Annotated in this window: 12 protein-coding genes; 10 read left to right on the plus strand and 2 right to left on the minus strand. The window is 63.2% G+C overall.

The genetic code is table 11. From position 1 onward, the window contains the following. Positions 1-8: 8 nt before the first annotated feature. The 4 genes from O3303_RS09940 to O3303_RS09955 all read left to right on the plus strand — a co-directional run bounded on the left by O3303_RS09940 (position 9) and on the right by O3303_RS09955 (position 2,852). On the plus strand, positions 9-956 hold the full coding sequence (locus O3303_RS09940) for a bifunctional riboflavin kinase/FAD synthetase (RefSeq protein ID WP_269558267.1): 948 nt from the start codon (positions 9-11) through the stop codon (positions 954-956). Between the two features lie 66 nt (positions 957-1,022). Further along, a complete protein-coding gene (locus O3303_RS09945; RefSeq protein ID WP_269558268.1) occupies positions 1,023-1,718 on the plus strand; it encodes a CoA transferase subunit A in 696 nt (231 codons plus the stop codon). Between the two features lie 70 nt (positions 1,719-1,788). Continuing rightward, positions 1,789-2,190, plus strand: coding sequence for a four helix bundle protein (locus O3303_RS09950; protein ID WP_269558269.1), 402 nt, complete (start codon positions 1,789-1,791; stop codon positions 2,188-2,190). A 5-nt stretch (positions 2,191-2,195) separates the two neighbouring features. After that, a complete protein-coding gene (locus tag O3303_RS09955) occupies positions 2,196-2,852 on the plus strand; it encodes a CoA transferase subunit B (RefSeq protein ID WP_269558270.1) in 657 nt (218 codons plus the stop codon). Between the two features lie 107 nt (positions 2,853-2,959). On the opposite strand, the gene O3303_RS09960 is transcribed toward O3303_RS09955, so the two are convergent. Further along, the gene (locus O3303_RS09960; RefSeq protein ID WP_269558271.1) at positions 2,960-3,436 is read right to left on the minus strand and encodes a hypothetical protein; all 477 of its coding nucleotides are present in this window, start codon (positions 3,434-3,436) and stop codon (positions 2,960-2,962) included. An 85-nt stretch (positions 3,437-3,521) separates the two neighbouring features. On the opposite strand from O3303_RS09960, the gene O3303_RS09965 reads away from it, so the two are divergent. The 5 genes from O3303_RS09965 to O3303_RS09985 all read left to right on the plus strand — a co-directional run bounded on the left by O3303_RS09965 (position 3,522) and on the right by O3303_RS09985 (position 10,488). Continuing rightward, a complete protein-coding gene (locus O3303_RS09965; RefSeq protein ID WP_269558272.1) occupies positions 3,522-4,640 on the plus strand; it encodes a hypothetical protein in 1,119 nt (372 codons plus the stop codon). Between the two features lie 310 nt (positions 4,641-4,950). Further along, positions 4,951-6,492: a bifunctional GNAT family N-acetyltransferase/carbon-nitrogen hydrolase family protein gene (locus tag O3303_RS09970; RefSeq protein ID WP_269561896.1), complete on the plus strand. Its 1,542-nt coding sequence runs from the start codon at positions 4,951-4,953 to the stop codon at positions 6,490-6,492. Between the two features lie 159 nt (positions 6,493-6,651). Next, positions 6,652-7,395 carry an energy transducer TonB gene (locus O3303_RS09975; protein ID WP_269558273.1) on the plus strand — a complete coding sequence of 248 codons (744 nt, stop codon included), beginning with the start codon at positions 6,652-6,654 and terminating at the stop codon, positions 7,393-7,395. Between the two features lie 153 nt (positions 7,396-7,548). Continuing rightward, a complete protein-coding gene (locus tag O3303_RS09980) occupies positions 7,549-8,268 on the plus strand; it encodes an SDR family oxidoreductase (protein ID WP_269558274.1) in 720 nt (239 codons plus the stop codon). Positions 8,269-8,508: 240 nt separating this feature from the next. After that, complete coding sequence (locus O3303_RS09985; protein WP_269558275.1) at positions 8,509-10,488, plus strand: DUF4394 domain-containing protein; 1,980 nt, start codon at positions 8,509-8,511, stop codon at positions 10,486-10,488. A 105-nt stretch (positions 10,489-10,593) separates the two neighbouring features. Here O3303_RS09985 and O3303_RS09990 read toward each other — a convergent pair whose 3' ends face one another. Further along, on the minus strand, positions 10,594-11,316 hold the full coding sequence (locus O3303_RS09990; RefSeq protein ID WP_269558276.1) for an RDD family protein: 723 nt from the start codon (positions 11,314-11,316) through the stop codon (positions 10,594-10,596). Between the two features lie 191 nt (positions 11,317-11,507). Here O3303_RS09990 and O3303_RS09995 point away from each other — a divergent pair, with 191 nt between their 5' ends. Continuing rightward, entirely contained in the window at positions 11,508-12,461 is a 954-nt protein-coding gene (locus O3303_RS09995; RefSeq protein WP_269558277.1) for a stage II sporulation protein M, read from the plus strand. Positions 12,462-12,490 lie beyond the last annotated feature (29 nt).

Raw genomic sequence — 12,490 nt, forward strand, 5'->3', positions numbered from 1 at the left:
AGCGATTTATGCACGTCATCCACGATCCGGCGCAATTTCCGCACCTCGGTAATGCCGTCGTGACCAGCGGCACGTTCGACGGCGTGCACGTCGGGCACCAGCAGATTCTGCGGCGCCTGTGCGAAGTAGCCCACCATAGCGGCGGGCCGGCCGTGGTTATCACCTACTGGCCCCACCCCCGGCTGGTGCTGGGGCCGCCACCCTCCCACCCCGAGCTGCTGGAGCTGCGGCTGCTCAGCACCCTGGAAGAGCGGGCCGCCAAGCTGGCCGAGTTCGGCGTCGACTACCTGCTGGTGGTGCCCTTCACCCGCGAGTTTGCGCAGTGGACTTCCGAAGAGTACATCCAGAATATCCTGCTACGCACCGTGGGCACGCACAAGCTGGTGATTGGCTACGACCACCGCTTCGGCAAAAACCGGGAAGGCGGCTTCGACTACCTCAGCCTGCACGCCGACCGCTACGGCATGAGCGTGGAGGAAATTCCGCGCGAGGACGTGGACGCCGTGGGCGTGAGCAGCACCCGCATCCGCCGGGCCCTGGAAACCGGCGACGTGGCCACCGCCAACCGCTACCTAGGCTACCCCTACCCGCTGACGGGCACCGTGGTGAAGGGCCGGCAGCTGGGCCGCACCATTGGCTGGCCCACGGCCAATATCGTGTGCGAGGAGCCGCTGAAGCTGATTCCGGCGCGGGGTGTATACGCGGTGCTGGCCACCACGGCCGCCGGCACCCACCACCCGGCCATGCTCAACATCGGGGTGCGCCCCACCATCGGCGGCGACCTGGCCCAGACCGTGGAAGCCCACCTGCTGGACTTTGAGGGCGACCTGTACGAACAGCCCCTGACCGTGCAGTTCGTAGCCCGCCTGCGCGACGAGCAGAAGTTCAACGGCCTGGATGAGCTGAAAGCTCAGCTGGCACTGGATGCCGATGCGGCGCGGGCAGCGTTTTTATAGATTTCCCGCAGTGTTTCGCAGTGAGAAACTTTACCTTTCCGCTCCCAAACATCCCACCCAATTCCTATGATCAATAAAGTAGTAGCCGGCCCGGAAGAAGCCCTGCAGGGCCTGACGGACGGCATGACCCTGATGCTGGGCGGCTTCGGCCTGTGCGGCATCCCCGAAAACAGCATCCGGGAAATTCTGCGCCTGGGCGTGAAGAACCTCACCTGCATCAGCAACAACGCCGGCGTCGATGATTTTGGCATCGGGCTGCTGCTGCAGACCAAGCAGGTGCGCAAGATGATTTCCAGCTACGTGGGCGAAAACGCCGAGTTTGAGCGCCAGCTGCTGTCGGGGGAGCTGGAAGTGGAGCTGATTCCGCAGGGCACGCTGGCCGAGCGGTGCCGGGCCGGCGGCGCGGGCATTCCGGCCTTCTACACCCCCGCCGGCTTCGGCACGGAGGTAGGCGACGGCAAGGAAAGCCGGGAGTTCAACGGCAAGATGTACCTGCTGGAAACCGCCCTGCACGCCGATTACGCCTTTGTGAAAGCCTGGCGCGGCGACACGGCCGGCAACCTCATCTTCAAGGGCACGGCCCGCAACTTCAACCCCATGATGGCTACGGCCGGCAAAATCACGGTGGCGGAAGTGGAGGAGCTGGTGCCCGCCGGCGAGCTGGACCCCAACCAGATTCACACGCCTGGCATCTTCGTGCAGCGCATCTATCAGGGCGAGAACTACGAAAAGCGCATCGAGCAGAGAACTGTTAGGGCTTAGGATTTAGGGGCATAGGTTTTAGAGTACATATTACCCAACTTACTGAACTCTACTACCCAGGCCCTGCTCCATGCTCGACTACCATTCCTTGCTGATCTGGCAGCGTAGTCATCAGCTTACACTTCTGATTTACGCACAAACCAAAGCATTTCCGCGCGAGGAACTGTTCGGCCTTGTCAGTCAGATGCGACGTTCGGCTGCCTCCATTCCAACCAACATTGCGGAAGGCTGTGGACGCGGCTCCGACGCCGATTTGGCGCGTTTTCTGACCATTGCAGCCGGCTCTGCCAGTGAACTGGACTACCAGCTGCTACTGTCTCACGAGCTTGGTTACCTTTCACCAGATGAGTGGGTATCTACAGCGAATGAACTCACTGAAATTCGGAAAATGCTTACCCAATTCATCCAAACTCTGAAAAAGCGCATTGGGGTGTTGGCTACCCCCACTAAGCCCTACGCCCCTAAGCCCTAAAATCTATGCTCGATAAACACGGCATTGCGAAACGCATTGCGCAGGAAGTCCAGAACAACTCCTACGTCAACCTCGGCATCGGCATCCCAACGCTGGTAGCCAACTACATTCCCGAAGGCATCAACGTGGAGCTGCAGAGCGAAAACGGCCTGCTGGGCATGGGCCCCTTCCCCACCGAAGACCAAGTAGACCCCGACCTCATCAACGCCGGCAAGCAAACCGTCACCACCCTGCCCGGCTCCAGCATCTTCTCTTCGGCCGACTCGTTCGGCATGATCCGGGGCGAGCATGTGGACCTGACGATTCTGGGGGCCATGGAGGTTTCCGAGAACGGCGACATTGCCAATTGGAAGATTCCGGGCAAGATGGTGAAAGGCATGGGCGGCGCCATGGACCTGGTGGCCTCGGCCAAAAACATCATCGTGGCCATGCAGCACGTGGCCCGCGACGGCAGCAGCAAACTGCTGCCCGCCTGCACGCTGCCCATCACCGGCCTGCGCTGCGTAAAGAAAATCGTGACCGAACTGGCCGTCATCGACGTGACGCCCGACGGCTTCGTGCTGCGCGAGCGCGCCCCCGGCGTCACGGTAGAGCAGATTCAGGCCGCCACGGCCGGCAAACTGGTCGTGCGCGGCGAAATCCCGGAAATGACGGGCGTGTAGCACCAAGCTCCTGCTTGGTGGACGAGCAAAGCGAGTATCCGGCATTGGCGCAACTGGCGCGGTTCCGGGTACTCGCTTTGCTCGTTCGCAGAAGCTGGAGCTTCGCGTTACTTCAGCCGCCGGAAGGCTTGGGCCATGATGCGCTCGGCGGCTTCAGCCGTGAAATGGCCGAAATAGCGGCGCAGGTGGGCCAGCGCGGCGGCCGGGCTGAGGCCGCCGGCCCGCACGGCGTCGGCGAGGTGGTCGGCCAACTGGTCGGGGTGGCCGGTGAGGGCCGGAAACTCGTGCTGCAGCTTGTAGCTGGCCAGAATATTCACGCGCAGCTCGGGGGAAGCGCCGGGCACTTGCGTGAGCAGGCGCTCCATCACCAGCTGCACTTCGTCCATGAACAGGGTGCGCACCAGGCCGGGCGGCGCGGGCACCAGCTGGCCGGCCGCCGCTACCAGCAGCACGGCCGCGGGCATGTCGGGCTGCCAGCGGCGGGCGTCGGGCGGGGCGCACAGCCAGGCCGTGGGCGGAAACCCTTCGGGCTGAGCAAGCAGACGGCCCAGGGTCTGGAGGCGGCGTTCTTCGGGCGGAAGCATGCCTGCAAGGTACGACGGCGCACCCGGATGCTACTCCGAACCGCGTAAGCACTATATTGGGGTTTCCGCGTTTTTCCCCGCTGCTATGCGCTACTGCTACCTTCTGTTACTTACCGTGTCGGCGCTTACCGCCCAGGCCCAAACCGCCACCTCGCCCACCCTCACCCGCGCCGACATGCCGGTGCCTACCGACACGCTGCGCCAGAGTACGGCCGCCGTGCAGCTGCCGGCCAGCGCCCCGCCCCTGAGCCGGCGCGGCCCCAACCAGACCTGGAACTACGGCGCCCTGGTCGCCACGGCCCAGAACGTGGCCCGCTTCACGCCCGTCCCGAACCAGCCGCTCTACACGTTTACGTTCAACTCGGCCCTGAGCGGCGCCAACCGTGCCACGGTAGCCTCGCCGCAATCTGTGCCGCTGCCGCCCGGCTTCGCGCTGCCCCTCACCGACCCGTATCAGTTTTTCAACGCCTCGGCGGCCGACTTCCGGTCGGTGGGCTACGGCGGCACACTGGCCGGCACAGCCGTGCCCGTGACGTACGCCAGCCCCACGCAGCAGGACATCATCTACCGGTTTCCGCTCAGCTACGCCAGCGCCCCCGATTCCAGCAATTCCTTCTTCAGCATCAGCGTGCCCGGCGCCGGCTACCTCAGCCAGAAGCGCAAGCGCGTAAACCGGCCCGATGCCTGGGGCACGCTCACCACGCCTTTCGGCACGTTTGCGGCGGTGCGCGTCGTGACGCGCCTCGAAGACCACGACAGCATATCGGTAGGCACTACCAGCCAGGGGTTTGATCTGCCGGTGCGGCGCGAGTACAAGTGGCTGGCTACCGGCCAGCACGTGCCGCTACTCACCATCACGACCGCGCAGGTAGGCGCGCAGGAAGTCATATCGAGCGTGGAATACCGCGACGTGTACCGCCGCATCGTGCTGGGCACCCGCCCAGCCCTGGCCGCCGCTGCGGTGCAGGTTTACCCCAATCCGGGCAGCGCGCAAACCCCGCTGCACCTGCTGCGCACCGCAGCCGGCGTGGCCACCGTCACGGCTACTGACCTAGCCGGGCGGCAGCTGTTTCGGTACGCGCTACCCGCAGCAGCCACGGCAGCGGAGCTACCGGCGGCACTGTTTGGTGACTTCCGGGGCGTGGCCGTGCTACGGGTACAAACAGAGGCCGGCGTGGCCGTGCGGCGTGTGGTGCGGGAGTAGCGGCGCCGATTCGCCAAAGCCCCCGGACGCCGCCCGCCGGCCCCGGATGAGCCTTTTTGCCGCCGGTTTTGTTGTGGCGTCGTAAGAGGTAGTACCGGCCCCGCCGGGGAGGTATCTTTGCGCCTCTTCTTCTGACGTTCATTTTCCCTGACTTACTATGGCCACGAATTCCACTGGCAAAACGGGCGGTAGCCACGCTAAAAAAGGCGCTGCCGCCGCGCCCGAGCGGCTGACGCCCACGGCCGTACCCGCCCACAAACTGGTGCTGCGCGCCCTGAAACGCTCTGATTTCAAGGTGGTGCAGCAAATCATGGACAAGGTGTATTCCAACATGGAAGGCGCTTGGTCGCAGGAAGAGTACAACGCCCTGCTCAAGAAATTCCCCGAGGGCCAGATCTGCATCGAGGACAACGGGCAGGTGGTGGCGGCCGCGCTGGCCATCATCGTGCAGTATTCCGACTTCGGCGACCGGCACACCTACGCCAAAATCACGGGCAACGGCAAGTTCGACACCCACAACGCCGACGGCGACACGCTCTACGGCGTCGACGTGTTCGTGGACCCCGAGTACCGCAGCCTGCGCCTGGGCCGCCGCCTGTACGATGCCCGCAAGGAGCTGTGCGAGAACCTGAACCTGCGCGCCATGGTGGCCGGCGGCCGCATTCCCGGCTACAACCAGTACGCCGAGGAAATGACGCCCGCCAAGTACGTGGAGATGGTGCGCAACAAGGAGCTCACCGACCCCATCCTCACCTTCCAGCTCTCCAACGACTTCTACGTCCGCAAGCTCATCCGAGGCTACCTGCCCTACGACTCCGAAAGCAAGGCCTACGCCACGCTGCTGGAGTGGATCAACGTGTACTACGACGAGGAATTCGACAAGCTGATCGGCAACCAGAAGTCGAACGTGCGCATCGGCATTGTGCAGTGGCAGATGCGCGCCACCAAGAACCTGGAGGACTTTTTCCAGCAGATTGAGTTCTTCGTAGACACCGTGAGCGGCTACAAGGCCGACTGCGTGCTGTTCCCCGAGTTCTTCAACGCGCCCATGATGGCCCTCACCAATGAGGAGTCGCCGTCGGTGGCTATCCGCTCGATGGCGGCCTTCACCGAGCCCATCAAAACCAAGATGATGGAGCTAGCCGTGAGCTACAACATCAACGTCATTGCCGGCTCGATGCCGCTCTACGAGGACGGCAAGCTCTACAACGTGAGCTACCTCTGCCGCCGCGACGGCACCGTGGATGAGCAGTACAAGCTGCACGTGACGCCCGACGAGGCCAGCTACTGGGGCATGCGCGGCGGCGACAAACTGCGCTGCTTCGACACGGATTTCGGCAAAATCGGCATCCTGATCTGCTACGACGTGGAGTTCCCCGAGCTGAGCCGCATGCTTTCGGATGAAGGCATGAAAATCCTGTTCGTGCCCTTCTGGACCGACACCAAGAACGCCTACCAGCGCGTGCGCCTCTGCGCCCAGGCCCGGGCCATCGAAAACGAGTGCTACGTGGCCATTACCGGCTCGGTGGGCAACCTGCCGCGCGTCGAGAACATGGACATCCAGTACTCGCAGTCGGCCGTGTTCAGCCCCTCCGACTTCGCCTTCCCCCACGACGCCATCGTGGCCGAGGCCACCCCGAACACGGAAATGACCCTCATTGCCGACCTCGACCTGGACCTGCTCAAAGACCTGAACACCAGCGGCGCGGTCCGCAACCTGCGCGACCGGCGCAAGGACCTGTACTCGCTGAGCTGGTCGAAGAAGACCGAGCGCGACGACGAGCTGCTGGCCCAGGGCGAGGAGCGCGCCCCCAAAACCGCCAGCAAGCGCAAGGCCGTATCGGCGGGGTAAGGGCGGTATTTCTGACGTTGTTTATTGCCTGACTAAAGCGCCCTACCATCCAGGTAGGGCGCTTTTTTTATGCCGTGGGCGCCGCCGCTACCAGCACTATGTACCTTGTGCTACTTCTGTTACATTTGGCAATCCTTATACCTCTATAGTTTCTCTGCAATGAAGAATTTATTGGTCCTGTTGGGGGCCATTCTGCTGACTGGTACCACCGCGCAGGCACAGAAAAAGAACAATAAATCTGCGGATGCCGCGCTGGCGGCGCTGGAGCAGGGCCAGACCGGCGCCGACGGCCAACGAGTGGGCAAGTGGAATTTCTACGACTACAAGCACCAACTGGAGCTGACGTTCGACTACGACTCCAGCCGCATCAGCTTTCTGCCGCCCGATACGGCCCGCTACGCCATGCTCACTGGCGACCAATGGGCCCTGACGGCCATGAACCGACCGCCCCGCATTCTGGGCAGCCAGGAACACCGGACAATAATGATCGGGCGCCAGATCCGCTACCCGGTAGCGGCGCTTCAGCAGCAGCTGCAGGGCACCGTGGTGCTGGCCTACACAGTAGGCGCCGATGGCCACAGCCGCGACTATTCCGTGATAAGCGGCGTAGGAGGCGGCTGCACGGAGGAAGTCTGGCGGGTGGTGCATCAGATGCCCGACACCTGGATACCAGCCATATACCGTGGCCAGCCGGTGGATACACGCTTTTATCTCAAGGTGACATTTGAGATTAAAAACAGCCCGTTCAATCTGGCCAATGCCCGCAAACAGGCCGCTCAGGCGGCAGCTACTCAGCCGGACTCCGCTGCCGCGCCGGCCCGGCGCCCACCATACGTGGATGAAGTGGTCGTGACTGCCTTTGGGGTTACGCGCACTACCACTCCGATCCGTCGGCCCCAGTAGCACCAAATGCAACCTTCCTTTGAAAACGGCCCGCCAGGTTCTGGCGGGCCGTTTGGCGTTGTGCAGAATTCGGGGCTGGCGCGCCGGCCTGGCAGTTTTTCGCTAAACTGCGGGCCCCTCCCCCATAATGTACCCTTTCATTTTTCTCTTCTTATGAAACGCGTCCTCATTACTGGGGCCAACCGCGGCCTGGGCCTGGAGCTCACCCGGCAGGCACTGGAGCGCGGCGACCTGGTCTTTGCTACCTGCCGCCGGCCCGAATCCGCTACCGACCTGCACGCGCTGGCCGGTCATTACCCCGACCGCCTGACGCTCGTCGCCCTCGACGTTACGGACGAGACCAGCATCCAAGCCGCTCACGCGGCCGTCAGAGCGGCTACCGGCAGCCTCGATCTGCTCATCAACAACGCCGGCGTGTATCCGGGGGCGGGGCCCGAAGACCCGGAAAACCAGCGCCTGGGGCAGTTCACGGCCGAAGTGGCGCTACAGGTACTGCGCGTGAATGCCGTGGGGCCGCTGCTGGTGGCGCAGGCCTTCCTGGATTTGCTGCGCGCCGGCACTAAGCCACGCATCCTCAGCCTGTCGTCGGGGCAGGGCTCGATTACCTGGAAAGCGGCCGGCGACCCGTACCACTACAGCGCCAGCAAGGCCACTCTGAACATGTACATGCGCGCCCTCGCCGCCGAAATCGGGCAGTACGGCGTGCTGTCGATGCTGGTGGACCCGGGCTGGGTGCGCACCGGCATGGGCGGCACCGCCGCAGCGCAGGATCCGGCCGTGGCGGCCAAAGGCATCCTACGTCTCGCTGAGCAGCTGCACGACGAGGAAAACGGCAGCTTCGTGACCTGGCAAAACGAGTTTGTGCCCTGGTAGCCTGCGAATTAATAAGCACAACCATGACAAGGATGGCCTTTGCACAGGGGCCATCCTTTTTCGTTTACCGAAGCGCCACAGCTGGCTTTTGTGTCTTGCTGCACTTCGATAAAGGCTATCTATTTCATTAAAAACCCATTAAAACAAGTCCGAATTATCAATCCGTTCGTAGAGAAAGCACGCAGGAAGGCCTTAGGCCCCTGATTTGCTTCCTTTTTTACCCCCTTTTCATTTTTCGTTATGCGTCAAAAAGCTACTTCGCGCACTTCTTCCTGGCGTTCCGCCTTTCTGGGTTTAGCCGCGCTCGGACTGTCCGGCGGGGCCGCCCAGGCCCAGACCGTATATGGTCTTTCTATCACCAGCAGCCCGGCCGTGGCGAATCTGGTGACGTTCAACGCCACCACTCCCGGCACCTTCACAGCCACGGTGCCCATCACCGGTTTCACGGCTGGCCAAGCAATTGTGGGCATCGATGTGCGGCCTAACACGGGCGAGCTGTTTGCGCTGGGCTACAATCCCACCGGCACGCAGAGCCAGCTGTACACCATCAACCCCACGACCGGGGTAGCCACGGCCATTGGGGCGGCTCTGACGCTCAATCTGGGCACTACTACTTCCCGTATCGGCTTCGATTTCAACCCCACCGTTGACCGGATCCGGGTGACGTCGGGCGCGGGCACCAACTTCCGCCTCAACCCCAACAATGGCGCCCTGGCCTTTACCGATGGCGCCCTGGCCTACGCCACCACCGATACCAACGCCAGCCAGACGCCCACCATCGGCTCGTCGGCCTATACCAACAGCTACATTGGTGCTACCGGCACCACGCTCTACAACCTCGACGAGGCCAACAGCCGCCTCGTGACGCAGAACCCGCCTAACAACGGCACCCTGAACACGGTGGGTGCACTGGGCGTGGCCACCGACGGCGTGAGCCAGGCTTCTGACCTCGACATCTACTTCAACCCGACTACGGGGGCCAACGTGGCTTACCTGACCACCGCCATTTCTGCCAGCGCCACGGCTGCCACTTCCACGCTGTACACCGTGAACCTGACGACGGGCGCGGCCACGGCGGTAGGCGCGCTGGGCACCGGGCCGCTGGTCGCCATTACCGACATTACGTTTGCCATCACCCGCCCCGCTTCGCTGCCGGCCATTACGGGCCAGCTGGTGTACGCGCTGGGCGGCACCAACCTGATTACGTTTGACTCTGCCAACCCCAGCCTGATTCGGGCCGCCGTTGGCATTACGGGCGTAGACGCCACCCAGACCCTGGTGGGCCTCGATGTGCGGCCGGCCACCAACTCGCTGTACGCGCTGGGCTACAACGCCACGGCCCAGACGGCTACGGTGTACACCATCAATGCCGCAACGGGAGCAGCTCGCGCCATTAACACCACGCCGGTGGCGCTGGCGCTGGGCACGGGCAGCATCGGCTTCGACTTCAACCCCACCGTTGACCGGATTCGGGTGGTAGGCGCCAACCGCGCCAATTTCCGCCTCAACCCCGTTGACGGCACCGTAGCCGCCACCGACGGCCAGCTTACCTACGCCGCCGGCGACGTTAACGCCGCCAACACGCCCTCAATCGGAGCGGCAGCGTACACCAACAGCGTAGCCAACGCTACTGCCACCCAGCTTTTCGTTTACGATGAGGCCCGCAACGTGCTGGCCCTGCAGAACCCGCCAAACGACGGGACGCTGAACACGCTGGGCACCACGGGCCTCACCGCCACCGCGGCCCGCGACGTGGATATGGACATTTTCACTGCTGGTGCCACCAACACCGCCTATCTGGTGGCTAATGCCGCGACTAATGGCAACAGCACGCTTTACACCCTCAACACCACCACTGGGGCGACTACCGCAGTAGGCACAATCGGCAACGGCAGCGCCATCCGCGACATTGCGGTGGCTGGCGCTGCCGGCGTGACGGGCGTGCGCCGGGCCGAGCTGGCCACCAACCTGGCCCTCTACCCCAACCCGGTACGCGGCATTGCCAGCATCAGCTTTGGGCTGCCACGCGCCGCCCGTGTCACCCTGACCGTGACGGACGCGCTGGGCCGCACCGTGGACACCGTGGATGCAGGGATGCGCCCGGCCGGTATGCAAACGGTGAAGTGGAACAGCAAGGGCCGCGCCGCCGGCACCTACTTCCTGAACCTGCGCTTCGACAACCAGCCCGCCGGCACCCGCCAGGCCGTCGTGACGGAATAGGTTTCGCCTGAATAAAAAAGCCTCCGAAACGGGCATCTCGCTGTGAGATGCCTGTTTCGGAGGCTTTTTTCGTGTCTACAATGCGCCTGTTGCGGGTGTAGCGGACTACCCCTGCACGGCGGCCAGGTGGGCGTGGTCGCGCAGTACGGTGCGCAGAAAGGCTTCGTCGGGCAGTTGGGTCTGGATGCCGGTGAGGACTTTCACTTTGTTGGCGACTTCGTTGAGCAGCTCGTAGTTTTCGCGCTCCAGACCCTTGAAAAGCAGCTGCCGGATGGTGGCCACATCGTGGTCCTGGAGTTGGGCCGCCTGCGGAAACACCACCATGTAGTCGGCGTCGGTGAAGGCGGGGGCCAGCGGGCCGGCCTGCTGCCGGGGGCGGGTGCTCACCACCGATGTGCCGGCGGCCAGGTCGCCGAGGCGCTGCCCGCGGCCGTTGGCCAGAATCACGACCACCGCAATCAGCCCACTCATGATACCGGTGTCCACGATGCGCAGAATCCAGCGCAGCAGGTAGTCGCCGAAGCCGGGGCGGGTGCCATCGAGACGGATGACCTTGATGTGGCGCGCCTTTTTGCCTATGCTTTGCCCATTGAAGAACATTTCGCACAGCAGATGGTAGAACACCACCGGCACGCCTGCCACTATCACTACCAAACCCACTAGTACGTCGTTGTTGGACCCCAGCGCGCCTACCAGCAGCCCCCAGAGCACTATCCAGGCCAGCAGAATCAGGCCGTCGATGAGGGCAGCCACAATTCGTTCGCCCACGCTGGCGACTTCGTATTCGAGGGTGACATTCTGGGCAGTCTGGACGCGGATGGTACTCATGGGGTAGCAGAAACCGGCCGCCGGGCCGGCTGGAATTTATAAGGCGGAACGAATAGCAGCGGGGTCAAAAAAATTGGCAATCTTCGCCCCGTCTGGAAAGCCGCAAATTACGGGTTCTGCCCACATTCCGGCCACTTCCGCGCTGCTTATTCTATCTTGGTTGCTGCTTCTTCTTCTCAACAGGTATCCGTATGCGCGAGGCAGTGTTTCTCCGGGTGAATGAGGCTAAATGGAAGCAGTATGAGCTGCAGCCGCCCGCCGGCCCCGACGAGCTAGCCGCCCGTTTCGTGGAGCTGACCGACGACTTGGCCTACGCCCAGACGTTCTACCCCACCTCCCCCACCACCCACTACCTCAACGACTTGGCCGCCAAGCAGCACCAGGCCATCTACCAGAACAAGCCCGAAACTACCAACCGCTTTGCCCACTTCTGGCGGCAGGAGCTGCCGCTGCTGGTGGCCCGCCACCACCGCCCGCTGCTGGTTTCGCTGGTGCTGTTCACGGTGTTCACGCTGCTGGGGGCGCTATCGGCGGCCTACGACGACACGTTCGTGCGCGTGGTGCTCGGCGATGCCTACGTCAACAAAACCCTGGAAAACATTGAGCGCGGCGACCCGATGGCCGTGTACAAGGGCATGAGCGAAACGCCCATGTTTCTGGCCATCACCGCCAACAACATCTACGTGGCCCTCACGGCCTACGCGCTGGGCGCCACGCTGGGGCTGGGCACCGTGTATGCGCTGTTCCGCAACGGCATGATGCTGGGCTCGTTTCAGTATTTCTTTTACCAGAAAGGCGTGCTGCTGCCCTCGCTGCTTACCATCTGGATTCACGGTACGCTGGAAATATCGGCCATTGTGCTGGCCGGCGGCGCGGGCTTCGTGATGGCACGCGGCCTGCTCTTCCCCGGCACCTACTCCCGCACCGACGCCTTCCGCCAGGCCGCCCGCGACGGCCTGAAGCTGGCCCTCGGGCTGGTGCCTATCTTCATCGTGGCCGGCTTTCTCGAAGGCTTCGTGACCCGGCACACCGGCATGCCGCTGTGGCTGAGTCTGGGCATTATCGGCTCGTCGGCGGCTTTCATCGGGTGGTATTTCATTCTGTACCCACTGCGCCTGAAGCGGGCCAGCCAATCTCCCGCCTGAGTCTTTTCTCTTTATTGTCAACTACCGCA

It is taken from the genome of Hymenobacter canadensis (genome assembly GCF_027359925.1).
In the GTDB taxonomy this organism is placed as follows: Bacteria; Bacteroidota; Bacteroidia; order Cytophagales; family Hymenobacteraceae; genus Hymenobacter; species Hymenobacter canadensis.

Excerpts from the sequence above, each read along its gene's own strand:
- O3303_RS09940 (WP_269558267.1), top strand. The coding sequence starts at position 9 with ATGCACGTCATCCACGATCCGGCGCAATTTCCGCACCTCGGTAATGCC.
- O3303_RS09945 (WP_269558268.1), top strand. The coding sequence starts at position 1,023 with ATGATCAATAAAGTAGTAGCCGGCCCGGAAGAAGCCCTGCAGGGCCTG.
- O3303_RS09950 (WP_269558269.1), top strand. The coding sequence starts at position 1,789 with ATGCTCGACTACCATTCCTTGCTGATCTGGCAGCGTAGTCATCAGCTT.
- O3303_RS09955 (WP_269558270.1), top strand. The coding sequence starts at position 2,196 with ATGCTCGATAAACACGGCATTGCGAAACGCATTGCGCAGGAAGTCCAG.
- O3303_RS09960 (WP_269558271.1), bottom strand. The coding sequence starts at position 3,436 with ATGCTTCCGCCCGAAGAACGCCGCCTCCAGACCCTGGGCCGTCTGCTT.
- O3303_RS09965 (WP_269558272.1), top strand. The coding sequence starts at position 3,522 with ATGCGCTACTGCTACCTTCTGTTACTTACCGTGTCGGCGCTTACCGCC.
- O3303_RS09970 (WP_269561896.1), top strand. The coding sequence starts at position 4,951 with ATGGACAAGGTGTATTCCAACATGGAAGGCGCTTGGTCGCAGGAAGAG.
- O3303_RS09975 (WP_269558273.1), top strand. The coding sequence starts at position 6,652 with ATGAAGAATTTATTGGTCCTGTTGGGGGCCATTCTGCTGACTGGTACC.
- O3303_RS09980 (WP_269558274.1), top strand. The coding sequence starts at position 7,549 with ATGAAACGCGTCCTCATTACTGGGGCCAACCGCGGCCTGGGCCTGGAG.
- O3303_RS09985 (WP_269558275.1), top strand. The coding sequence starts at position 8,509 with ATGCGTCAAAAAGCTACTTCGCGCACTTCTTCCTGGCGTTCCGCCTTT.
- O3303_RS09990 (WP_269558276.1), bottom strand. The coding sequence starts at position 11,316 with ATGAGTACCATCCGCGTCCAGACTGCCCAGAATGTCACCCTCGAATAC.
- O3303_RS09995 (WP_269558277.1), top strand. The coding sequence starts at position 11,508 with ATGCGCGAGGCAGTGTTTCTCCGGGTGAATGAGGCTAAATGGAAGCAG.